Source organism: Latilactobacillus fragifolii, assembly GCF_905332535.1.
In the GTDB taxonomy this organism is placed as follows: domain Bacteria; phylum Bacillota; class Bacilli; order Lactobacillales; family Lactobacillaceae; genus Latilactobacillus; species Latilactobacillus fragifolii.
Genome location: NZ_CAJOCF010000003.1, coordinates 152,442 through 175,967, shown reverse-complemented (window position 1 = coordinate 175,967; position 23,526 = coordinate 152,442). Strand labels below are relative to the sequence as shown.

The following is a 23,526-nucleotide window of genomic DNA, read 5'->3' as shown; positions in this document are numbered from 1 at the left end:
TTGATTGACCACTTTGAAACCTAAGCAACAGATTTAAACTTATGACACATCAAGATTTAGCGTACGAAAAAATTGTAAGGCGTGGTTCCAATGGAAACATAAGCGTAACGTTTCGTAGTATCAAGATCTAAGTATATCGGAGGCTGATGTCTGTTAAAGAATATCGCTCAAGTAGTAAATACGCATTTAATCGTCATCGCTAAAACTGCACATGCGGGTCAAAGATAGACGACCAAACTAGATCGAGTGAAACGATTAGCAGTGGGCTAGACCAACGATTAAAAACAATTGAATAGAAGTATGAGGTGTAACATTATCCAGAATGTAAAACAGAATCAGCTCGTAACAACCAAGCTATCAACCTCAACCTAGGGGATTCAAGCATATCAAAGCTTGAATCCTTTTTTTGATGCTTTAAAGATGCCATAAAGCGCCATTCACTAACGATGACTAGTGAATGGCGCTATTTTTGTTTAGATGCGGGCTTGTACTGCGTTGATCAATGCGTCTACGCTATTGACAATTGCTCCGTTTTGTTTAATCAATCCGGTTGTGTACAGGTTTAAGTAATGGAATTGATTTTCGGCGATTTCTTGTAAAGCCGCTAATTTTTGTGGATTCGTAGCACCTTGTTGCCGGCTATCAGTGTATAACCCGATAATTGGAATTTGCCGACCATAAGCGACACCAATTTCACTGGCGACGCCCACATCAATCGTTGGGCCGTCCAAAACAGCAATGACTAGCTCACTAGCAACGAGTTGGTCTGTATCGGCTTGTGCAATCATTTCAGAGTTGGCATAAGCATTCTTGTCGTTAATAGCGGCATTTTCTTGCGGCAGATAGATGTCGACGCCAGGAAGCGCTTGTCGCAATTGAGCGACCACTTTAGCGTTATAATCAAAGTCTGCTGCCGAGAATAGGGCGTTTGCGAAATAAATTTTCATAAGCATTCCTCCAAGGTGATTTCTTTTATTGTATCAAATTAGGATTAAAATGCGGTACAATTAACTAAATTAGTTTTGGAAGGGGCTTCACGATGCACGAGATTCACGAAACACCGGGGCAAGTAACGTTTAAGACGGCCTGGCGAGATTATTTTAAAGGCTATTTTGATTTTATGGGACGGACAACCCGTACTGGTTATTGGTGGGCGATGTTGATGCTAATTATCGTTTGGTTCATGCCGTTTTTAGCCTTATTATTTGCACAAGCTGCAAAGGTGCAACTGAAAACGAGCAGTGCATTAGGATTGTCCATAATCGTTATCGGATTACTTGGCGTGTTCACGTTTATGCCAACGTTGGCGCTTAGTGTCCGACGTTACCGAGATGCCGGGTTAAATGGGCGTGGGGCCGTTGTATTATGGCTGTTGAACGGATTTGCATCGCGCTTTACATCGGGGAGTCAAGGGCGGGCATGGACGCTGATTTCGGCGTTGATCGGTTTAACTTTATTTATAATCACGTTATTGAAAACAGACACGCTTACAACCAACAGCGACAATCCACTAGTTGCTTTCTTCTTAAGAAAGAGTGCGTCACAACCGGGACGATCTGAGCATTAACGAAGTTTGACGAATGATTGTGAAGCAATCGAAAAAGCGATCCACCAACATGTGTTTGTTGGTGGACCGCTTTTTTGCGTTATAGGTCGCGTTTTAGGGTTAAAGTAACGACTGCTTCAACCCGTGCGGTTTGTGGGAACATATCCAGTGGTTGGATTTTTTCCACTTGGTACGTATGCACGAGCGCTTTTAAATCTCGTGCAAGCGTTGATGGGTTACACGAGACGTAGACAAACTTCAAAGGTCGACTGTCTAAAATCGCATCGATTAATTTTTGATCTAAGCCAGTGCGTGGCGGGTCAACGACTAACGCTGTTGGGACGAAACCGTTATCCAACCATTTGGGTAAAAGGTCTTCGGCAGCGCCCACTTCATATTCAACGTTTTGAATGTTGTTGATGGCTGCGTTGTGCTTAGCAGCTTCAATTGAGTCAGCAATCGTATCCATACCGCGAACCTCAGCGACTTGGTTAGCAAGACTCAAGCCAATTGTCCCCACCCCACAATAAGCATCGACAAGGCGGTCTTCAGGGGTCAAAGCAAGCGCATCGCGGACTAAATTATACATTTTAGCTGTTTGAATCGGATTCAATTGGAAAAAGGCGCGGGCGGTCAGTTCGAAATGGACCCCATTTAAGGTCTCCATAATTGTTTCTTGGCCGGCCAAATGTAGCGTTTGCTCGCCCCAAACAAGGACGTTTTTCCCTTTGTTGACATTTTGCATGATTGAAACCACTTCGGGAAGTTCAGCCTGGATTGCCATAAGCAACGCATGTTTTTGGGGAAGCTTAGGGGAGTTTGTAATAAAGGTCAGTTGCGCCTCACCGGTCGCAAAGGATTCGCGAACGACCAACGTTTTTAAAATCCCGGCATTCTTAGTTTCATCAAAGACAGGAATGCCAAGTGATTCGACCAATGCTAAGACTGTGCGGATGATTTTCATCGTTAAAGCGGTTTGGGTGGCAAATTCGGGTAAATCAATTAAAGTATGGCTGCTTGGAGCGTATAAGCCAGCTGCCAAATGACCATCGATTTCGCGCACTTGGAATTGTGCTTTGTTGCGGTAATGCCAAGGATTTTCCATACCGACTGTGTCGGTAATATTGTATTTGGCATAGCCGTGTGGTTTGAATTTTTCGAGTGCTTGGATGACGACGTCTTTTTTGAAGGCCAATTGACCAGGATAACTTAAATGTTCAAGCTCAATCCCACCGACTTGGCCATAAGTAGCATCCTTAGGGGTAACTCGCTGTGGTGATGCTTGCCGTAATTTATGGACTTTTGCTTCAATAAAACGTGGGGCAACGTTGGTCACTTCTGCGACGACGACTTCTTCAGGAAGTGCGCCGGGAATAAAGACAATTTTGCGTTTGTAATAGCCAATCCCTTCACCGTTGATGCCAATTCGTTTAATCGTCAATGGAAAACGTTGGCCGACTGCGACTTGGTTTGTTTGTTCTGGCATTTAATCCGCTCCTAATAATCTAAAATAATGATACTCGTTTTTCTCATTGCAATAAGTATAACAGACTTAACACTGAAAAATCGCTTCAATAGGGGGAATTAAGCAATGGCTTTTGTCCGGATGCGGTATTTATGCTATGCTACAGGGAGTTAAAGTAAGGAGCGAAACCACATGAATTTTTGGGAACGAAATCAATTTCTAATCGCCATGCTGATTGTACTCGGGCTTGGTATTTATGCCTTCCAACGCAAGAGCTTACCACTGATTATCGGGACTTTAATCCTCGCCGTTGTGGTCATTGGGTTTAAAATCTATTTAAACATTAAAGCAACACGTAACAAGGGAGAATAACATGCCGAAGATTACTAAAATAACGGCGCAAAAAAAAGCAGGGCGCTATAATATTTTTATCGATGAGCAATTCGCTTTCGGGGTGACCGAGAGTGTCTTGATTAAATACCGCTTAGCGAAGGGGCTAGAAATTGATAGCCAACTGCAACGCGCGATTCAAAAAGACGATGACAATGCTAAAGCATATCAATTGGCACTCAATTATCTAAGCCATCAATTACGGACGGAAAAGGAATTAACACAATATTTACGCGACCACGAGATTACCCCAGAAGGGATCCAGATTAGCTTGGCAAAATTACGCGAGTTACATTATATTGACGATCAAAATTATGCCGATAGCTATGTTCGCACTGTGATTAATACTGCGGATAAAGGGCCAAAGGTGGTTCACCAGAAATTAATCCAAAAAGGGGTTAGTGCCACCCATATTGATCAAGCACTCAGTCATTATTCACTCGATGATCAAGTTACGGTTGGCTTAGCAGCAGCTAAGAAGTTGGCGAAGAAATATCGTCATAGTTCATTCTTTGAACAGCAACAAAAAGTCAAACAGGGCTTAATGCAAAAAGGGTTTGGTGGCGACAGCCTCAGTTTAATTATGGAAGCGTTGGCCCTTGAAGCCGACGAAGATAATGAAGCTGATGCGCTTGCGGAACTCGGTGCTAAGAAATGGCGTCGGTATCGATTACTCGAACCACGTGAACGCCGAATGAAGATGCAACAAGCGTTGTACCGGAAAGGATTTAATATTGATGCAATCAACCATTTCATCGACGAACAAGAACTATCAGATGACCCCGAGTGAGCGGGCGGCGTTTCAAACTGCTTTTATGACTTGGTATGATGAAAACCGCCGGGATTTACCTTGGCGCCAGAATCAAGAGCCTTATCGCGTTTGGTTATCTGAAATCATGCTGCAACAAACGCAGGTTCAAACCGTGATTCCATACTATGAACGGTTCTTAGCGACGTTTCCGACGGTTGCCGATTTAGCGGCAGCCCCAGAGGACTTGTTAATGAAGACATGGGAGGGGCTTGGTTATTATTCCCGTGCCCGCAATCTACAAAAAGCAGCGCGACAAATAGTTGATGATTATGACGGTCACTGGCCAACAACTGCGGCTGAATTAGAAAAACTAGCCGGGATTGGACCGTACACAGCAGGCGCTATCGCGAGTATTTGTTTTGGTGAAGTGGTCCCGGCAATCGATGGGAATGCTTTTCGGGTGTTCAGTCGCTTACTGAAAATTGATGCTGATATCACCGATCCGAAGAACCGCAAAATTTTTTACGATGCGATTTTACCCCTGATCCCCGAAGAGCGACCTGGAGATTTTAATCAAGCTGTCATGGATTTTGGTTCACAAATCTGTACGGCGAAGAATCCAACGATTGGTGATACGGCGTTAGCACCGTTTTTCCGGAGTTATCAGGATGGCACCTTGTTGGATTATCCGGTCAAGACAAAGAAAGCAAAACAAAAACCGGTTGCCATGTTTGCAGTTGTGATTCGTTCACAAAATGGTGTCCTATTTCAAAAACGGCCGAGCACCGGTTTATTGGCGAACTTGTCCACTTATCCATTAGTCGCTGCTGAAACACTTCAAACAGACGATGATGAACTATTGACGCCAGAAGAACAGCTTGCCCGCATTGAAACGCATTTTCAAGAGGTCTATGGCCTAACATTGCAGCAACTACACGAATCGGGGTTAAAACCCGTGGTCCACGTTTTTACGCATCTTAAATGGACGATTACGATTTTAGAAGCGCAACTTGCAGCAGATGCCGATCTCGCCTTTTTTCCGGGCCAATGGTACACTGAAGCGCAATTGGCTGACGTGGCATTACCAACGGTACAAAAGAAGATAATGGCGCGTTTGGCAACCAATTAGTGGTAGAAAGTTTTAGGTAAATTTGCTAGTCTTTGCTATAATGATAGGTGATTATGAATAATAACCTTGGAAAGCTGGGTATGTCGATGAGTATTCCCAAAGAAGGCGACTATATAGCGATTCAAAGTTATAAACACGATGGGAGTTTACACCGCACTTGGCGCGATACGATGGTTTTAAAAACCAGCGAGAACGCAGTCATTGGTTGTAACGATCACACCTTAGTTACAGAGTCAGACGGCAGAAAGTGGGTCACGCGGGAGCCGGCACTTATTTATTTCCATAAGAAGTATTGGTTCAACGTGGTGGCAATGATTCGTGAAGGCGGCGTTTCTTATTATTGTAATTTAGCATCGCCACATGTCATGGATCAAGAAGCGCTTAAATATATTGATTACGATTTAGATGTGAAGGTTTTTCCCAATGGCGAAAAACGACTTCTAGATGTTGATGAATATGAAGCGCATAGCGCGCAATGGCATTATTCCGCCGAAACTGATCGGATTTTAAAAGCCAATGTTAAGGTTTTGGTTGATTGGATCAACAATGGCAAAGGGCCCTTTTCGAAGGAATACATTGATATTTGGTACAATCGGTATCAAGAATTGGCGCACCGTCGTTAGAACACTATTTAGTCTTAAGTAAAAAAAGCCCCAGTCAGTAAGTGACTGGGGCTTTTTTTGTGCTAATCATTTTCGACTGAGGTATCTTGTTGAATCGTCAATGTTTTAAAGCCGATGCTAGCGCCAATACTGATGGACAGTAGAAGGGCAAAGACACACCAGCCCAACAAACTACCAGCAATGATATTAAGAGGCAAGAAATGACGCAACAGATAGGTTGCAAGACAGAAAAGAACGCCATCAAAAATGAAATTGGCAATCTTAATGCCCAAGGAGCGCTCGACTAAAAAGAAGCGTGTCAACATTTTGAGTGTTCGATTAGGCGCTAAGTCAGCCATAATGGTTAATGGCCGTTCAAGTGGCACTTTAATAAATAACATTAAGGTGCTGCTGACCAGGGCACTGAATAAGGTGCGATCCCAAGTGGCACTGTGAATGACAAGACTGTCATAAGCTGTTGCGGCAATCGTAATGACCAGTAAATAGGGGATGATGAAGAAAAATAAGTGGACAAGAAACGCTTTTTGCTTAGGCATGGTAACGTCCTTTCTATAAAACAAAACATTAATTGTGTTCATTATAAGTCATTAAGTGGTGTCATGACAATTAGGCGATCAATTTTTTAACCATTTCTTGGTGCATAATGCCGGCATCTAGAAAAGGCGGCTTGTCGGTGGTTTGAAAGTTGAGGTGTTTGTAAAACGGCACCGCACTGAGTTGGGCGTTTAGCGTAAGCGTCTTTTTACCTGACTGGCGGGCAAAAGCTTCAGCTGCACGCATGAGCGCCTGGCCATAACCATGATGGCGTGCTGTGCGGCTAACTGCGACACGTTGCACATGGTAGTCTGAATCAGCTTCAATTAGGCGTAAGGTGACAACGGCTTGGCCATCAACATAACCGACAAAATAAATGGCGAGGTCTTCGAATTCGTCGACTTCAAGTCCAGCTGGCACGTGTTGTTCAACGACGAAAACAGCTTGTCGAATTGCTAAACTATCTCGATAGACCGGACTTTCTAAATCACGTGTTTGTTTCACTAACATTATAAAATCACCTCTTCAAAAGGAATAATCAATGTGGATTCCTATAAAGTTTGGTACAATAAAAATAATCGTTACACTATGATAGCATAAAATGCGTTTTGTGTGACACAGGCACACTGGAGGGATGCTACATGTTTGATCGTTTACGCCAATCAAAACTATTATTTTGGTCAATTGAGCTTTTAATTTTGGCCGTGTTAATTTTTGTCTGCACCAAAATCAGCTTCTTATTCGATCCGATCGGAACCTTTATTTCAACTTTATTTGGGCCAATCATTGGTGCTGGCTTATTATTTTACCTCTTTAATCCACTGATCAATCTGTTAGGCAAACTCAAAATATCACGTAATTGGGCGATTGCGATTATCTTTATTGTCTTTTTTGGGGGCTTGATTTTCATTGTGGCCACCGTGATTCCCAACTTGATTAAACAAATCACGCAACTTGTGACGAACCTACCAGATTTTGCTCACCGGTTGCAAAAAGTGGCAGACGATTTATCGAACAATCCACGGTTTAAAAATATTGATTTCAATAAATACGTCAATCAGTTAGATCTCAAGCCATCGAAGATTGCTGAAAAGGTCATGAAGAGTTTTACTTCTGGCTTTGGTAGCATGATTGGCGCGATTACAAGTGTTACAGTCAGCGTCTTCACGATTCCAATTATGCTGTTTTATATGCTAAAAGACGGTCACCGCCTAGTGCCTAATATTCAAAAGATGCTACCGGATCGGTATAACGACCAAGTGGCGGACTTGTTACGGAAGATGGGGGCAACGATTTCAGCTTATATCGGTGGGCAAGCCTTAGAATGTTTGTTTGTTGGTGTCTTTACATTTATCGGTTATTTAATAATTGGGATGCCATACGCTTATTTATTAGGTTTTATTGCTGGTGTATCTAATGTGATTCCCTATTTAGGCCCTTACATTGGAATTGCGCCGGCACTGATCATCAGCTTATCTATTTCAATTCCCAAAACAATCATGGTCATTGTGGTGGTCATCGTTGTTCAACAAATCGATGGCAACTTGATTTATCCTAACGTGATTGGCCGGTCATTGGATATTCATCCGTTAACGATCATTATTATCTTGTTGGTCGCTGGGAATATCTACGGGATTTTAGGGATGATTTTAGCGATTCCGTTTTATGCAGTTTCTAAAACAGTGATTACTTATTTATACGATATTCAAGCCCTGCGTACTAAAGCCAAAAAAGGGACTGACCTTTAGCAGAGATGCAGGTTGAATTTCCATTTTTGACTATGCTATACTGCAAGGTAGGCCATATTCGGCTAAATGTACTTATTTAGATAGTGAAAGGTAGTGGATGTGACGATGAATCCTGACCCTGGAAGTTCGGTGTGGGGACAGTTACTGTTAATATTAATTTTGACCTTAGTGAATGCTTTTTTTGCTGCTGCAGAAATTGCACTAGTGTCACTAAGTCGTGTGAAGATGGAGGAGCAAGCCAATAAGGGTGACAAGAAGGCGCGAGTATTAGTTCAAGTCTTAGGGCACTCTAATCAGTTTTTGGCAACCATTCAAGTTGCGATTACGTTTGCGGGCTTCTTATCTTCAGCGAGTGCTGCCACAACCATTGCGGGTAGATTAGCACCCCTTTTAGGAAATGCGGCTTGGACAAAGGAAGCAGCCGTATTAATTGTGACGATTGTCTTATCCTACGTATCCCTTGTTTTTGGGGAATTATATCCTAAGCAAGTTGCACTGCACCGTGCAGAAGCAATTGCTAAAATAACCGTGCAACCCGTACGGATTGTCGGAATTTTATTACGACCATTCGTTTGGTTGCTATCAATGTCGACCTCGCTTTTAATGAAGTTGACCCCCATTGATTTTTCAGAATCCGAGCCAAAACTTACCCGTGAAGAAATGGTGCATATGATTGAATCCGGGAAGAGTGCTGGTGTTCTGGAAACTGATGAATACGAAATGCTAGAGGGCATTATTACCCTTAATAAGAAGATGGCGCGCGAAGTCATGGTACCACGGACAGATGCGTTTATGATTGATATTTGTGTTGACAACGATCAAAATATCGATGCTATCTTGGCCCAACCATTCTCCCGGATTCCAGTTTATCGGGATGACAAGGATCAGGTGGTAGGGGTCGTGCATATCAAGAATCTTTTGAAAGAAGCGCGCCAAAAAGGGTTCAAGGCTATGCAAATTGAAGCCGTCATGCAAGAACCCCTTTTTGTGCCTGAAACGATTACAATTGATGATCTATTATTTGAAATGAAACGGACCCAGCAACAAATGGCAATTCTGCTGGATGAATATGGTGGTGTCGTTGGGTTAGCTACCATTGAAGATTTATTGGAAGAAATTGTTGGTGAAATCGATGATGAATCTGATAAGGCTGAAGCATTGTACCAAAAAATTGATGCCCAACATTACACCGTTATGGGAAGCATGCCAATCAATGAATTTAACAGTGCGTTCAATACAGATATTCAAGTCACTGACGTGGATACCATTGCCGGGTTCGTCATTACTGAAATTGGTGCCATTCCGATCAGTGGGCATCCGGAAACGATTGACCTACCGAATGGCATGAGCTTGACGACTGGGTCGGTTTCCGGGTCACGGTTGATTGATTTACAATTGACATTACCAGAACCACAAACCGATCTACCAGAAGAAGACGACTAATTAAATGAGCACCATCAATGGGACAAAGGGTGACGCAATGGGTGCGCAATTCTTTGTCCCAAGCGCATTATATTGGAATAACGGAAAGGATTTTATAATGACACCTACTGAATTAAAAACGGCGGTTAATCGCCGGCGGACTTTTGCAATTATTTCTCATCCGGATGCTGGTAAAACAACGATTACGGAACAACTTTTACTTTTCGGGGGCGTGATTCGTCAAGCCGGAACGGTTAAAGGGAAAAAAAGTGGCCAATTTGCCAAGTCCGATTGGATGGAAATTGAAAAGCAACGTGGGATTTCCGTTACCAGTTCTGTGATGCAATTTGATTATGATGACAAACGGATTAATATTTTGGATACACCTGGGCATGAGGATTTCTCAGAAGATACGTACCGGACTTTGATGGCAGTCGATGCGGCAGTCATGGTAATCGATTCTGCGAAAGGGATTGAACCACAGACTAAGAAATTATTCAAAGTCTGCAAAATGCGGGGGATTCCGATTTTTACATTCATGAATAAGTTAGATCGGGATGGTCGCGAACCGCTTGATTTAATTGCTGAATTGGAAGAATTGTTGGACATCGAAGGCTGTGCTATGAACTGGCCAATCGGGATGGGAAAAGATCTTCGTGGCCTTTATGATATTGCTAATCGGCGGATTGAACTTTATCGGCCAGAAGACGAAGCCAACCCTTATTTGGCCCTTGATGAAGCAGGCCGAATTGTCGGTGATAATCCATTAAAAGAAGAGTCGGTTTACACGCAAGCCCTCGATGATATCGAATTGATTGGCGAAGCGGGGAACGCCTATGATGCTGATAAAATTGCGACTGGGGAACAAACACCAATCTTTTTCGGGTCTGCGTTGACCAACTTTGGGGTTAAGACGTTCTTAGAAGCATTTGTCAATTTAGCACCTGCCCCAGAGGCCCACAAAACACAGGAAGAAACATTGGTTGAACCCACATCACCTGATTTTTCAGGATTTGTCTTTAAGATTCAAGCTAACATGAATCCAGCCCACCGTGACCGGATTGCGTTCGTACGAATTTGTTCGGGTGAATTCCAACGAGGCATTGATGTTACACTAACGCGCACCGGCAAGAAGATGCGGTTGAACAACTCAACCGAATTCATGGCTGATACCCGAGAACAAGTGACAAGTGCTGTTGCGGGCGATATTGTTGGTTTGTATGATACTGGAAATTTCCAAATTGGGGACACGATTCATACGGGTAAGGAGGCTATTTCATTTGAGAAACTTCCTCAATTTACACCAGAATTATTCGTACGCGTCACGGCGAAGAACGTGATGAAACAAAAGTCCTTCCATAAAGGGATTCAACAGTTAGTTCAAGAAGGCGCTATTCAATTGTATAAGACTTACACAACTGGTGATTACATTTTAGGGGCCGTTGGTCAATTGCAATTTGAAGTGTTCCAATATCGGATGCAACACGAATATAATTCTGAAGTATTAATGGATCCAATTGGTTCGAGAATCGCTCGGTGGATTAATCCAGAGCAATTGGACGAACGGATGTCATCATCGCGGAATTTATTGGTAAAAGATATCCATGACGAACCATTATTCTTATTTGAAAATCAATTTGCTGAACGTTGGTTCCAAGATAAGTATCCAGATGTTGAGTTAACTGCCAAACTATAATTGTGGCGAATTAAAACGGTACGATGCCAAAAGCGTGTTGGCCGCAACCTTTTTACATTAATGCTTTAAACCAAAAGAAGCCCCCGCTTCAGACCCATGATGTGGTCTGAAGCGGGGGCTTCTTTTGGTTAGAGGAGATTTAGTTGAAGGTTAAGAGACCTTCCATTAACCATTGGCCAGTTTTAAGTTGACACCAACGGCTTTGATTATCGAGTACGACGACTTGCTTGACGATTACTCGCGTGTTAGGCGTTACCCGATATGTTGTCGGGTGGTCATATGGAGCTTGCCAGAACGTTACCGTGCTGTTGTTCAGACTTGCACTAAGGTTTAGAGGTGTCGTTTCGACAATCGTATAATGGTAGGTGAACTCTGGTACTTGGTATGGGTCATCGCTACCTTTAGGATTGTTGGCGTGTAATTGGTAGCGCGTGGGAGTAATCCAGAAACTGCCAAGGTTGAACCATTGTTTACCAGATGGAGCGGTTGCCCGGCTATAAATCTTCCAAATAGCGTGTTTTGGTAAGCGCGCAGCAGTTAGCGCTTCTTCACTTGGTTGCTGATACGTATCCGTTGACGCGAGAAGTTCGATGAAGGGCTGTTCAGGGGCGTCGTGATATTTTAAATTCAGCGGATCATATTTAAAATGGACAAACTGGGTCTTGGTTGTAAAATGGCCGGTCTGATTAGCCGAAGTGTGGTGGACAAAGTTAGCGCCACCTTCTAGTGGATTGGCTTGGTAGGATTCATTCAAAGCACCTGATAAAAATTGTGGCTTAATCAACAAACCGCCTTCTAAGTTCTGGTGCAAAACCATGACTGGTGCTGCGAGTTGCGGTTTGTAAAAAAGCCAAATGGTGGTGTTTTCTTCAGGGAATTGTTGTTTTAAATTAGTAATAGCTGCCAAATAATAACCGGCAAATTTTAGCCATGGCAAATCGAGCACGGTACCTACTTCACCAGTCAAGGTCATCGTTGGCCGCAATGGCACCCGATGGTTATCGAGATAGTGAATGGTGACCGTGCTACGGCGCGGTTGGGCGGGCATCGTAGCCAGCGGGGTCGTTTCATCCTGACTGGCAGGCGCGACTGGCTGATTCTGTGATGATTGAGGCGCTTGATGGATTGGCTCTTGCTCAGCGACAGTTTGGTGGACACGACTGCTCGGCATGGGCGCTTTTTTTTTCGGGCGCCATTTCAATAATGATTGAAGCAGGTTAATCAGATTCATACGGACTCCTTGTAGCGCATTACTTATTACTACTAGTCTATCATAAATTACAAAAAGTGTGGTTGATAATTAACGCGCCAAGTGGAGATCTAAAAGAACGCCGCAAAAATAGCGTAATCGATTAAATATCTAATATTCGTAAGTGCGTTGCAGTATGAATGACCCGGCCAACAGAAACGGGAATTAAGGAAACAATTATTTCACCTGTACGTGAAATAACGGCGCGTTTTAGATGACCACCAAAAACGCTTGTATCTAAACGGGCAAAGCTAGCGTGAAGATGGACACTGATTGTGCCGTTGGCATTTTCAACGTTACCACTAAGCGCTAGTAGTTCCACCTCTGCTTGACTGGCAGTGGCAACATATTGATCCGCGGCAGATGAATAAACGCTGACAGTGACTTCATTACATGCACCAATTCCGGTGATAGTTCCCAGCTGGTTGGGGAAGGTTACGGCCAAATTTTTAAGTTCTGTTAGGATCTCGTCACCGATTTCTAAGCGGCAGATAATTTGGTGCCCTTTTTGAAAAGTTTTCATCGTGTTAATCCTCCTAATTCGGGTTGGAGGCTATTATACGATATGACCTATTCAATTGCTATTATTGTGCCTATGTAAAAAAACCGCCCCGACAAAATAAAATGTCGGGGCGGTTTAAGCGAATGATTAACTCACTGTTTTGGAAGGAAGTGGGATTGTAATTTCGACTAATGGACCGTCATTCAAGACTTCAAGGCCATCTGCGGAATCTAAACCAACAAGCTCCTTCAGTACAAAATCAATCTCATTTTGTTGAATATGACGATGATCATTTTTTAAAAGGAGCTCCCGTTCCTTGGATGAACGCGAGTCAAGAATCGTAGTTTTACCAAGTGAATAAACCTTAACGTAGGTTGCGGCTGTTGTAGCGAGTTGTTGTGAAACAAGTCGCTTATAAGAATTGGTGACATTAATTAAGCGCATCTAAATCACTCCCTAAATGTTTAAGTCTTACCACCAGTATAACTGAAAACGTTTCATTTAACACGCAATTCGGTCTGACTTGAGCTAATAACGCCTTTTAGTCAGTGGACTATGAATTCTTGGCATCGGTGATTTGAATCTGATCTTCCACCAACCGCGCCGTTAGTTGTTTATGTTCTGGGTGATCGAGATAGTAATCGGCTACGCGATCTTCAATTTGTTCTTGAATAACACGGCGTAACGGCCGCGCCCCCATCTCTGGGTTGTAACCAAGATCAACGAGTCGTGACTTAACCGGCTCAGTCACATGAATGTGCAAGCCTTGGTCAGCAATCATTGCGTTTGTTTGATCGAGCATTAGACTAACAATCTTCAAGAGGTTATCCTTGCTCAATGGTTGGAACTCAATGATATCATCAAACCGGTTTAAAAATTCAGGCTTAAAGTAGTTTTGAAGCTGGTTTAAAATGGAGTGCGTTTGACCTGAAAGAGCTGCCCCAAAACCAACGTTGGCTTCGGCATCAGTCTGGCCAGCATTCGAAGTCATGATGATGATTGTATCTTTGAAACTGACCGTCCGGCCCTGCGAATCCGTCAGACGACCGTCATCTAAGATTTGTAGGAACATATGCATGACGTCGGGGTGGGCCTTTTCAACTTCATCCAGTAGAATCAAGCTGTATGGATTGCGCCGAACTTGTTCGGTTAATTGGCCTGCTTCTTCATAGCCAACATAGCCAGGAGGCGATCCAATCAGTTTTGACACACTGAATTTTTCCATGTATTCGCTCATGTCAAAGCGAATCATAGCATCTGTGCTACCAAAAAGTTCTTTTGCGATTTGTTTGGCTAATTCCGTTTTCCCGACACCAGTTGGTCCAACGAAGAGGAAAGAGCCGATTGGCCGACCGGATTTGTTGAAACCAATTCGGTTACGGCGAATTGAACGGGCCACCTTGTCAACCGCTGAATCTTGACCAATTACATGGGCTTCAAGATTTTCAGCGAGATTCTTCAGTTGGGCTTGTTCTTGTGCTTTTAATTCACCAACTGGAATGTGGGTTTTTTCTTCGACAATTTTTTCCATATCTTTGTCGGTGACGGTTGGCATTTCAGATTGATCAACGGCACTTGTTTCACGCATCTTGGTCAATTTTGTGACTTGATCGCGGTAATAAGCTGCTTTTTCGTAATCTTCATCCTTTAATGCACTTTGCTTTTCAGCTTCCGCATTTTGTAATTTCTTATCGATTTCTTTGGGATCGACAAGGGTAATTGTCAAGTTCTTCTTAGAGCCGGTTTCATCAAGTAAGTCGATGGCTTTGTCTGGTAAGAAGCGATCTTGAATGTAACGATTAGAAAGGGTTGCGGCCGCTTTAAGCGCTTCGTCTGTATAGTGGACTTGGTGATAGGCTTCGTATTTATCTTGGAGCCCTTTTAGGATTTGGACGGTTTCATCAACAGAGGGTTCATTGACCGAAACGGGTTGGAGACGACGAGCAAGCGCTGCGTCTTTTTCGATTTGGCGGAATTCATTATTAGTTGTGGCTCCCACTAATTGGAGTTCACCACGGGCGAGTGCGGGTTTTAAGACGTTACCGGCGTCCATGCCACCTTCAGCATTACCAGCGCCCACGATTTCATGAATTTCATCAATGAAGAGAATGTATTGCTTATTTTGTTTCAATTCAGTCATCAATTGTTGCATTCGTTGTTCGAATTGACCACGAATCCCGGTTCCTTGAACCAGTGAAACGACATCTAGGCGAATCACTTGCTTATCCTTAAGTTTAGCAGGGACGTCATCATCGGCAATTTTTTGTGCTAAACCTTCGACAACGGCGGTTTTACCAACCCCAGCTTCACCAATTAATACAGGATTATTTTTTGTTCGGCGGTTTAAAATTTCGATAACGCGATCGATTTCAGCATCGCGACCAATCACTGGATCAATTTGCCCGGCTTTTGCCAAGTTGGTTAAGTTGACACCGTATTGACTGAGCAAACTTTCACCATTTTGCCCGTTGTTGCCGCCACCACGGCCACCACTTTGGGTTTGTGGTCCTTGGTTAGCTTGTGATTGCTCATCAGCAGTTGCGCCCATTGCTCGGAAGAAACTATCAAGGCTTCCAAAGCCAAATGGATCTGCATATTGCCCTTGGGGAGTTTGTCCGTTACTGTTTTGTTGTTTCAAAAGTTGGTAACAATTTTGACAAAGATCGATTTCTTGTCGTTGACCATTGGTGCTTGTATAAAGATGAATCGTTGCAGGATTCTTCTGGCAGTTTTGACAAAGCATTAATCTGTCACAACCTTTCATTAATAATAGAATCGTCAAAGTATTCTTGACTATCTTTGACCTTTATCCAAATTATAATCATCTCTAAAAAAAGTTGCAAGTCAAGCAACTCGAAAATAAAAGTTTCTTGTCAGTGATTAGCGGTATGCGGTAGTATGAAGTCATCGTTTTATTTCACAGACAGAATGAAAACGAATTTTTCAAGTCACGATAAAAGAACTACAAAGGAGGTCAAATGACAGATGCGAGATTTTTTAGCAGAGATGGATGCCTTAATAAATAACGAAAAAACCGAGATGAAGGTCGCTCAGTCTGAGTTTTTAGATTTTCAGAAAGTATGGGTCAATTATGATCATCGAAAAGAAATTGTGGGTGAAGCACAACGAAATGGAGCGGTCATTTACCGTAAGTCTGAAAGCGGTACAGTGTAGATGACCACTAATTTTGTTAGCGAAACTGTTGTAGTATTTTAAAAAAAATGGTAATCTTAAATATCGGAAGGGGAGCCACTATTAGTGACTACTCATTTCGTTAAAAACTAAATCTATCATTTAGATAAAAGGGGATCGATTAATATGGAAAAACGCGATTTTCACGTAGTAGCAGACACAGGTATCCACGCACGTCCAGCTACATTATTAGTACAAACAGCAAGCAAATTTAATTCAGATGTTAACTTAGAATATAAAGGTAAATCTGTAAACTTGAAGTCAATCATGGGTGTTATGTCACTCGGTGTTGGCCAAGGTGCTGATGTTACTATCTCAGCTGAAGGTGCTGACGAAGCAGACGCAATTAACGCAATTGAAGAAACAATGAAAAAGGAAGGTTTATCTGAATAATGACAAAACTAAGAGGGATTGCTGCCAGTGATGGTATCGCTACGGCGAAAGCCTATATGTTAGTGCAACCCGATTTGTCATTTTCGAAATCAACTATTTCAGATTCAGAAAAAGAGATTAATCGTTTGCATAATGCCTTACAAGCTTCCACGAGTGATTTAGAAACCATTCGGAAGATTGCTGCTGAATCATTAGGGGAAGAAGAAGCCCAAGTTTTTGATGCCCACATGATGATTTTAGCAGACCCAGAATTTACCGGCGCTATCGAAGGTAAAATCAATGATGACAAGGTTAATGCTGAGCAAGCGCTCAAGGAGGTCGCGGATTTATTCGTGGCCACTTTTGAGGCGATGACTGATAACGCATACATGCAAGAACGTGCTGCTGACATCAAAGATGTTACAAAGCGAGTTCTCAGTCATTTATTAGGGGTAACACTCCCTAATCCAGCGTTAATTGATGAAGAAGTAATTGTGATTGCTCATGACTTGACACCAAGTGACACAGCCCAATTAAACGGTAAGTTCGTTAAGGCTTTTGTGACTGATATTGGTGGTCGGACGTCGCACTCTGCTATTATGGCCCGTTCTTTAGAAATTCCTGCAATTGTTGGGACTGAAAATATTACCACTTCTGTTAAAGCCGGTGAACAAGTAATTGTCGACGGGATTAACGGGGACGTTATTATTAACCCGACAGATGCAGATATTGCTGAATACGACAAGAAGGCGCAAGCTTTCGCCGAACAAAAAGCAGAATGGGAAAAATTAAAGAATGAAAAATCCGTTACAAAAGATGGTAAAACATTTACCGTTGCGGCCAATATCGGCACACCTAAAGATTTAGATGGTGTTATCGATAACGGTGCTGAAGCAATCGGCTTATACCGGACAGAATTCTTATACATGGACTCATCTGAATTACCTAGTGAAGATGATCAGTTCGAAGCTTATAAGACTGTTTTAGAAGGTATGGCTGGTAAACCAGTTGTTGTGCGGACAATGGACATTGGTGGGGATAAGAAGTTACCTTACTTACCATTACCAGAAGAGATGAATCCGTTCTTAGGCTACCGAGCAGTTCGGATTAGTTTAGACCGTGATGATATTTTCAGAACGCAATTGCGTGCTTTACTCCGCGCTTCAAATTACGGTAAGTTACGCATCATGTTCCCAATGATCGCAACTGTCGCAGAATTCCGGCAAGCAAAAGGTATTCTTGAAGAAGAAAAAGCTAAATTATTGGCTGATGGTCAAACTGTTTCTGATGATTTACAAGTTGGGATGATGGTTGAAATTCCAGCCAGCGCCGTCTTAGCAGATCAATTTGCTAAGGAAGTTGACTTCTTTAGTATCGGAACAAACGACTTAATTCAATATACAATGGCTGCTGATCGGATGAATGAACGTGTATCATACCTTTATCAACCGTACAATCCAGCAATCTTACGTTTAATTAAGAACGTTATTGACGCTTCGCATAAAGAAGGTAAGTGGACTGGAATGTGTGGGGAAGCCGCTGGTGATTCAGTCATGGCACCACTCCTTGTTGGAATGGGCTTAGACGAATTCTCCATGAGCGCAACTTCTGTTCTTCGAGTTCGGAGTTTGATGAAGCGTTTGGATACTACTCAATTAACTGATTTAGTTGAAACCGCTATTAATGTGAATACAAGTAATGAAGAAAACCAAAAACTAGTTGAAGATTTTATGCAAAATCTTTAATCATTGGTTAAAGACCGCCCGCTGTGGCGGTCTTTTTTTGTGCGCAAAATGACATAAACAAAAGAATTGACAGATATAGTCTACAAATGTAAACTATAAAATATAGATTACAAATGTAAACGAAACGGAGGGGACTGCGAATGACCGAAAAGATAGGGGTTATTACGGATGCCGAATGGGAAATTATGCGAATGGTTTGGTCGCTTGGTCAAGTCAATAGCAGTCATTTGATTAAGCTCGTTCAGCAAAAGCGGGATTGGCAAGCGTCAACGATTAAGACTTTGCTAGGTCGTCTGGTTAAAAAAGATTATTTAATTGCTACCAAAGAAGGGCGTCGATTTACTTATACGGCCAATATCGCAGAAGAGGAAGCGATGAATCATGCCACCCAGTCGTTGTTTAACCAATTATGTAGTATGAAAAAAGGCCGCACGTTAGCTACTTTAATGGAGCAAACAGCGCTCAGTCAAAATGATATTCAGATGTTACAAAAGGTGTTAGCGGCTAAATTACCGGACGCACCAACGATGATTGAATGTGACTGTTTACCAACCAATTGTGATTGTCTAAAGGAGGAAGCAAAATGAAACATAATGAAATGCACCACGAACACGAAGGGCATACGATGAAGGACATGCACCACGAGCATCAAATGGATCACAGCATGCACGACATGCATCACGACCATGCGATGATGGGGCATATGGATCACGATATGCATGACATGGGCGGCGATGATATGATGATGCACGGTGGACACATGATGCATATGGGGAATCTAAAACAAAAATTTTGGCTTTCATTAATAGCGACTGTGCCCATTTTAGTTCTCTCCCCATTTATGGGAATGCAGTTACCTTTTCAAACAACTTTTCCGGGTTCAGATTGGCTGGTCTTGATTTTAGCAACCTTGCTTTTCTTTTACGGGGGTGCCCCTTTCTTAAAGGGGGCGCAAGGAGAATTATCTGCTAAGAGCCCAGCGATGATGACCTTAATTGCGATGGGGATTAGTGTTTCTTACCTATATAGTTTATACGCCTTTATTGCGAATCATTTCTTGAATCCGCAAGGCCATGTGATGGACTTTTTCTGGGAGCTCGCAACGTTAATTGTCATTATGTTATTGGGGCACTGGATTGAAATGAATGCGGTAATGAGTGCGGGGAGTGCTTTAGAAAAAATGGCTGCTTTATTGCCTGGCCAAGCACAAGTGATTGATCAAGCAGGGCAGCAACACGCAGTTGATTTAAAGGACTTAAAAAAAGGACAAACCGTATTAGTCGCAGCTGGGGAAAAGGTACCTGCTGATGGCTTAATTGTAGCTGGGCAAAGCCAAGTCAATGAATCCTTAGTCACGGGGGAAGCAAAAGCCGTTGCTAAGTCTGAAGGCGATCAAGTGATTGGTGGGACAGTCAACGGGAACGGGACATTAACGGTGCAGGTAACTGGAACTGGCGAAAGTGGTTACTTAGCCCAGGTTATGAAATTAATTAAACAAGCTCAGCAAGAAAAATCAAAAGTTGAAGGGTTAGCCGACAAAGTTGCAAAGTATCTTTTTTACGCTGCTTTAGTTGCTGGGATTATTGCGTTCATTAGTTGGGGATTCTTGGCTGATTTAAATACGGCTTTTGAACGGATGGTGACAGTCTTTATTATTGCTTGTCCGCATGCACTTGGATTGGCCATCCCATTGGTGGTTGCCAGAAGTACAGCGATTGCGGCTACAAACGGCTTGCTCATTCGTAATCGTGAAGCAATCGAACTGTCAGATAAAGTAACCGTTGTTTTGATGGATAAAACGGGGACCTTGACACAAGGTGCATTTAAAGTAAATGCTGTCGAAGTTTTCGATACAGCACTTGATAAACAACGACTCATGCAACTCTTTGGTGCATTAGAACGGCATTCAAGCCACCCATTGGCAACGGGGATTTTAGCGTATAATCAAGCACAAAGCATTCCTGATTTACAAGCAGACAATGTGCAAACAATTCAAGGAGTCGGGTTGTCGGGGACGGTTGCGGGGCAAAGTTATCAAGTTGTGACGGCAACTTATTTACAAGCGCAGCACATTGAATTTGATCAAGCGCTTTTCCAAACTTTAGCAGAAAAGGGCAATTCCATCAGTTATTTATTACAAGATCAAACGGTCTTAGGGTTAGTGGCACAAGGTGATCAAATCAAACCCGAAGCACCTGCATTCATCCAAGCGTTAAAGAAACGGCATATCCAACCAGTCATGTTGACAGGGGATAACCGACAAGTAGCTGAAAGAGTCGCTACACAATTAGGCGGTATGCCAGTTCAAGCGAACCTGAAACCAGAAGATAAAGAAGCAATCGTCAAAGATTATCAAGCTAAAGGAGAAGTGGTCTTGATGGTTGGCGATGGGGTCAACGATGCGCCAAGTTTAACGCGGGCCGATATTGGGATCGCAATTGGCGCTGGGACGGATGTTGCGATTGATTCAGCAGACGTAATCCTTGTGAAGAGCAATCCAAACGATATTATCCATTTCTTGAATTTAGCACATGCAACTAACCGTAAAATGATGCAAAACCTCTGGTGGGGAGCTGGCTATAATATTGTAGCCATCCCATTAGCTGGCGGACTATTTGCCGGAATAGGTTTAGTATTAAGTCCAGCAGTCGGAGCCATCTTAATGTCACTTTCGACAATTGTTGTGGCCATTAATGCAATGACTTTGAAATTAAAACGGGACGCATGATGTCAATCCTTTTTTAAGCATCACGAAGTAGATTTCGATAAGGACGGGCGAAAGAAAATATCGCCCACAATTAGACGCACACAACATATAGTTGTAGTGCGTCTTTTTGTTGGATTATCTACTATATATAGGTTGAATCTGGATTTTTAATCCGCTATGATGGGGTTACTGATTCAAAAGGAGACTGGTGCTAGGATGGATATGAAAATTGCTTCAGAAGCAGACTTGCAAATTAAAGTGATTAAAAGAGATGGGCGCATTATGCCTTTTTCTGCGGATAAAATTGAACAAGCAATTATTAAAGCTGCTAAAAATGTCAAAACAAAATTAGAGCCACTAGACTATCAAGTATTAAACATCGTCGCACTAGATGTTGTGAGTGAAGTCGGCAGTCGGTTTGATCAAGATGTTAAAATCTATGAACTACAAAATATTGTAGAACATAAGCTCTTAGAACATCATCAATATGATATTGCCCAAGAATATATTAACTATCGGACCCAACGAGACTTCGCCCGGAATCAGGCAACTGATATCAACTTTACAATCCAAAAATTATTGAAAAAAGACCAAACGGTGGTCAATGAAAATGCGAATAAAGATAGTCATGTGTTTAATACCCAACGGGACCTTACGGCAGGGACCGTTGCCAAAGCGATGGGGCTCAAGATGTTGCCTGATAAAGTAGCAAATGCTCATTTAAAAGGTGAGATTCATTGGCATGATTTGGATTACCAACCATATAGTCCAATGACCAATTGCTGTTTAATTGATTTTAAAGAAATGTTGAATCACGGCTTTAAGATTGGTAATGCTGAAGTTGAAGCGCCACATTCAATTCAAACCGCTACAGCACAAATGGCACAAATTATTGCCAATGTCGCTTCTAGCCAATATGGTGGCTGTTCAGCTGATCGAGTGGATGAATTATTGGCACCATTTGCTGAAAAGAATTATGCCAAACATTTAGCAGATGCCAAGAACTGGATTGATGGCGAAGCTAAACAAAAAGACTATGCACAGACTAAAACCGAAAAAGATATTTATGACGCCATGCAAGCGTTAGAATATGAAATTAATACTTTATATTCATCGCAAGGCCAAACCCCATTTACAACGCTTGGCTTTGGGTTAGGGAGTAGCTGGATTGAACGGGCAATTCAAAAAGCAATTCTTTCAATCCGGATTGAAGGACTAGGTAAAGAAAAACGGACTGCGATTTTTCCTAAACTAGTCTTTGCTATCAAACGTGGTTTAAACTTAAACCCAACTGATCCAAACTACGATATCAAGCAATTGGCCGTTGAATGTGCCACAAAACGGATGTACCCCGACGTTTTAATGTATGATAAGTTAGTTGAATTAACGGGCTCCTTCAAAGCACCAATGGGTTGCCGAAGCTTCTTACAAGGTTGGAAAAACGAACAGGGTGAGGAAGTTAACAGTGGCCGGATGAATCTAGGCGTTGTAACAATCAATTTACCACGAATTGCACTTGAAGCTGATGGCAATCAAGATAAGTTCTGGGAAATTCTAGAACAGCGATTGCAAGTTTGCAAGGAAGCCCTTGTTTTTAAAGTAGAACGTGCCAAAGAAGCGAAACCGGAAAATGCGCCGATTCTTTATGAATACGGGGCCTTTGGCAAACGTTTGCAGAAAACAGACAGTGTTGATGAAGTCTTTAAGAATTCACGGGCCACAGTTTCATTGGGCTATATTGGTCTTTATGAAGTCGGTACAGCGTTCTTTGGTCCAGATTGGGAAAAGGATGCTAAGGCAAAAGAATTCACGTTAGACGTTGTTAAAGACCTCTATAATCACTGTATTGATTGGGAAAAAGAATACGGCTATCACTTTTCTGTCTACAGCACACCAGCAGAAAGTTTAACGAATACGTTCTGTCAAAAAGATACACAAAAATTTGGGATTGTCGAAAACATTACGGATAAAGAATACTATACAAATAGTTTCCACTACGATGTGCGTAAAGCACCCACGCCATTTGAAAAATTAGATTTTGAAAAAGATTATCCGAAGTATTGTTCTGGTGGCTTCATTCATTACTGTGAATATCCAAATTTGCGTCAAAATCCGAAGGCTTTAGAAGCTGTGTGGGACTATGCCTACGATCGTGTAGGCTATCTAGGAACAAATACCCCAATCGATCAATGTTTCAAATGTGGGTTTAAAGGGGACTTTAAGCCAACCGAACGTGGATTTCAATGCCCACAATGTGGCAATACGGATGCTGCAACATGTGACGTCGTTAAGCGGACCTGTGGTTATCTAGGCAATCCACAACAACGCCCAATGGTGCATGGGCGGCATAAAGAAATCGCTAGTCGCGTTAAACACATGCATATCACCATTGGTAATGATAATAACAACATTGCGCGGCAATAATTGTGAATATTGGATTTGAAGGAGTTTTTGA

The 23,526-nt window shown here is 42.5% G+C and carries 22 protein-coding genes; 14 read left to right on the top strand and 8 right to left on the bottom strand.

What is annotated here, in order from left to right; all coding sequences use genetic code 11:
- Positions 1 to 473: 473 nt before the first annotated feature.
- Positions 474 to 947 carry a nucleoside 2-deoxyribosyltransferase gene (locus tag J7Q78_RS05445; RefSeq protein ID WP_208421980.1) on the bottom strand — a complete coding sequence of 158 codons (474 nt, stop codon included), beginning with the start codon at positions 945 to 947 and terminating at the stop codon, positions 474 to 476.
- Between the two features lie 92 nt (positions 948 to 1,039).
- Between J7Q78_RS05445 and J7Q78_RS05440 the strand changes: the two genes are divergently transcribed.
- Positions 1,040 to 1,567 carry a DUF805 domain-containing protein gene (locus J7Q78_RS05440; protein ID WP_154242434.1) on the top strand — a complete coding sequence of 176 codons (528 nt, stop codon included), beginning with the start codon at positions 1,040 to 1,042 and terminating at the stop codon, positions 1,565 to 1,567.
- 79 nt (positions 1,568 to 1,646) lie between these two features.
- Here the strand turns inward: J7Q78_RS05440 and rlmD are convergent, their stop codons facing one another.
- Positions 1,647 to 3,032, bottom strand: coding sequence for a 23S rRNA (uracil(1939)-C(5))-methyltransferase RlmD (gene rlmD / locus J7Q78_RS05435; RefSeq protein ID WP_208421979.1), 1,386 nt, complete (start codon positions 3,030 to 3,032; stop codon positions 1,647 to 1,649).
- A 171-nt stretch (positions 3,033 to 3,203) separates the two neighbouring features.
- On the opposite strand from rlmD, the gene J7Q78_RS05430 reads away from it, so the two are divergent.
- The 4 genes from J7Q78_RS05430 (at position 3,204) to ntdP (ending at position 5,904) form a co-directional block, all read left to right on the top strand.
- Entirely contained in the window at positions 3,204 to 3,383 is a 180-nt protein-coding gene (locus tag J7Q78_RS05430) for a hypothetical protein (protein ID WP_154242432.1), read from the top strand.
- Position 3,384: 1 nt separating this feature from the next.
- Positions 3,385 to 4,191, top strand: coding sequence for a recombination regulator RecX (gene recX, locus J7Q78_RS05425; protein WP_208421978.1), 807 nt, complete (start codon positions 3,385 to 3,387; stop codon positions 4,189 to 4,191).
- The gene (gene mutY / locus J7Q78_RS05420) at positions 4,178 to 5,281 is read left to right on the top strand and encodes an A/G-specific adenine glycosylase (RefSeq protein ID WP_208422055.1); all 1,104 of its coding nucleotides are present in this window, start codon (positions 4,178 to 4,180) and stop codon (positions 5,279 to 5,281) included. The genes recX and mutY overlap by 14 nt, the downstream gene beginning before the upstream one ends.
- An 80-nt stretch (positions 5,282 to 5,361) precedes the next feature.
- The gene (gene ntdP, locus J7Q78_RS05415) at positions 5,362 to 5,904 is read left to right on the top strand and encodes a nucleoside tri-diphosphate phosphatase (RefSeq protein WP_004271243.1); all 543 of its coding nucleotides are present in this window, start codon (positions 5,362 to 5,364) and stop codon (positions 5,902 to 5,904) included.
- Between the two features lie 62 nt (positions 5,905 to 5,966).
- Here ntdP and J7Q78_RS05410 read toward each other — a convergent pair whose 3' ends face one another.
- The gene (locus J7Q78_RS05410) at positions 5,967 to 6,440 is read right to left on the bottom strand and encodes a hypothetical protein (protein ID WP_208421977.1); all 474 of its coding nucleotides are present in this window, start codon (positions 6,438 to 6,440) and stop codon (positions 5,967 to 5,969) included.
- A gap of 70 nt (positions 6,441 to 6,510) precedes the next feature.
- Positions 6,511 to 6,948 carry a GNAT family N-acetyltransferase gene (locus tag J7Q78_RS05405; protein ID WP_208421976.1) on the bottom strand — a complete coding sequence of 146 codons (438 nt, stop codon included), beginning with the start codon at positions 6,946 to 6,948 and terminating at the stop codon, positions 6,511 to 6,513.
- A gap of 131 nt (positions 6,949 to 7,079) precedes the next feature.
- Here J7Q78_RS05405 and J7Q78_RS05400 point away from each other — a divergent pair, with 131 nt between their 5' ends.
- From J7Q78_RS05400 to J7Q78_RS05390, 3 genes are all read left to right on the top strand, one after another.
- Positions 7,080 to 8,186, top strand: coding sequence for an AI-2E family transporter (locus tag J7Q78_RS05400; RefSeq protein ID WP_154242428.1), 1,107 nt, complete (start codon positions 7,080 to 7,082; stop codon positions 8,184 to 8,186).
- A 105-nt stretch (positions 8,187 to 8,291) separates the two neighbouring features.
- Entirely contained in the window at positions 8,292 to 9,629 is a 1,338-nt protein-coding gene (locus tag J7Q78_RS05395; RefSeq protein ID WP_154242427.1) for a hemolysin family protein, read from the top strand.
- A 97-nt stretch (positions 9,630 to 9,726) separates the two neighbouring features.
- Positions 9,727 to 11,304: a peptide chain release factor 3 gene (locus J7Q78_RS05390; RefSeq protein WP_208422054.1), complete on the top strand. Its 1,578-nt coding sequence runs from the start codon at positions 9,727 to 9,729 to the stop codon at positions 11,302 to 11,304.
- Positions 11,305 to 11,443: 139 nt separating this feature from the next.
- Here the strand turns inward: J7Q78_RS05390 and J7Q78_RS05385 are convergent, their stop codons facing one another.
- The 4 genes from J7Q78_RS05385 to J7Q78_RS05370 form a co-directional block, all read right to left on the bottom strand.
- Positions 11,444 to 12,535 (bottom strand): MucBP domain-containing protein, encoded by a 1,092-nt coding sequence (locus J7Q78_RS05385; protein ID WP_208421975.1) that lies wholly within the window; start codon positions 12,533 to 12,535, stop codon positions 11,444 to 11,446.
- A gap of 121 nt (positions 12,536 to 12,656) precedes the next feature.
- Positions 12,657 to 13,076: a PPC domain-containing DNA-binding protein gene (locus tag J7Q78_RS05380; protein WP_208421974.1), complete on the bottom strand. Its 420-nt coding sequence runs from the start codon at positions 13,074 to 13,076 to the stop codon at positions 12,657 to 12,659.
- A gap of 126 nt (positions 13,077 to 13,202) precedes the next feature.
- On the bottom strand, positions 13,203 to 13,499 hold the full coding sequence (locus J7Q78_RS05375) for a DUF1827 family protein (protein ID WP_208421973.1): 297 nt from the start codon (positions 13,497 to 13,499) through the stop codon (positions 13,203 to 13,205).
- A gap of 109 nt (positions 13,500 to 13,608) precedes the next feature.
- Complete coding sequence (locus J7Q78_RS05370) at positions 13,609 to 15,798, bottom strand: ATP-dependent Clp protease ATP-binding subunit (RefSeq protein WP_154242423.1); 2,190 nt, start codon at positions 15,796 to 15,798, stop codon at positions 13,609 to 13,611.
- Between the two features lie 242 nt (positions 15,799 to 16,040).
- Between J7Q78_RS05370 and J7Q78_RS05365 the strand changes: the two genes are divergently transcribed.
- From J7Q78_RS05365 to nrdD, 6 genes are all read left to right on the top strand, one after another.
- A complete protein-coding gene (locus J7Q78_RS05365; protein WP_208421972.1) occupies positions 16,041 to 16,229 on the top strand; it encodes a hypothetical protein in 189 nt (62 codons plus the stop codon).
- A gap of 144 nt (positions 16,230 to 16,373) precedes the next feature.
- On the top strand, positions 16,374 to 16,640 hold the full coding sequence (locus tag J7Q78_RS05360) for a phosphocarrier protein HPr (RefSeq protein ID WP_004265632.1): 267 nt from the start codon (positions 16,374 to 16,376) through the stop codon (positions 16,638 to 16,640).
- Positions 16,640 to 18,364, top strand: a complete 1,725-nt coding sequence (gene ptsP / locus J7Q78_RS05355; protein WP_154242421.1) for a phosphoenolpyruvate--protein phosphotransferase — start codon at positions 16,640 to 16,642, stop codon at positions 18,362 to 18,364. The genes J7Q78_RS05360 and ptsP overlap by 1 nt, the downstream gene beginning before the upstream one ends.
- A gap of 140 nt (positions 18,365 to 18,504) precedes the next feature.
- On the top strand, positions 18,505 to 18,951 hold the full coding sequence (locus J7Q78_RS05350; RefSeq protein WP_208421971.1) for a CopY/TcrY family copper transport repressor: 447 nt from the start codon (positions 18,505 to 18,507) through the stop codon (positions 18,949 to 18,951).
- On the top strand, positions 18,948 to 21,092 hold the full coding sequence (locus J7Q78_RS05345; RefSeq protein WP_208421970.1) for a heavy metal translocating P-type ATPase: 2,145 nt from the start codon (positions 18,948 to 18,950) through the stop codon (positions 21,090 to 21,092). Before J7Q78_RS05350 ends, J7Q78_RS05345 begins: the two co-directional genes overlap by 4 nt.
- Positions 21,093 to 21,287: 195 nt before the next feature.
- A complete protein-coding gene (nrdD, locus tag J7Q78_RS05340) occupies positions 21,288 to 23,495 on the top strand; it encodes an anaerobic ribonucleoside-triphosphate reductase (RefSeq protein WP_208421969.1) in 2,208 nt (735 codons plus the stop codon).
- The last annotated feature ends 31 nt before the right edge of the window (positions 23,496 to 23,526 follow it).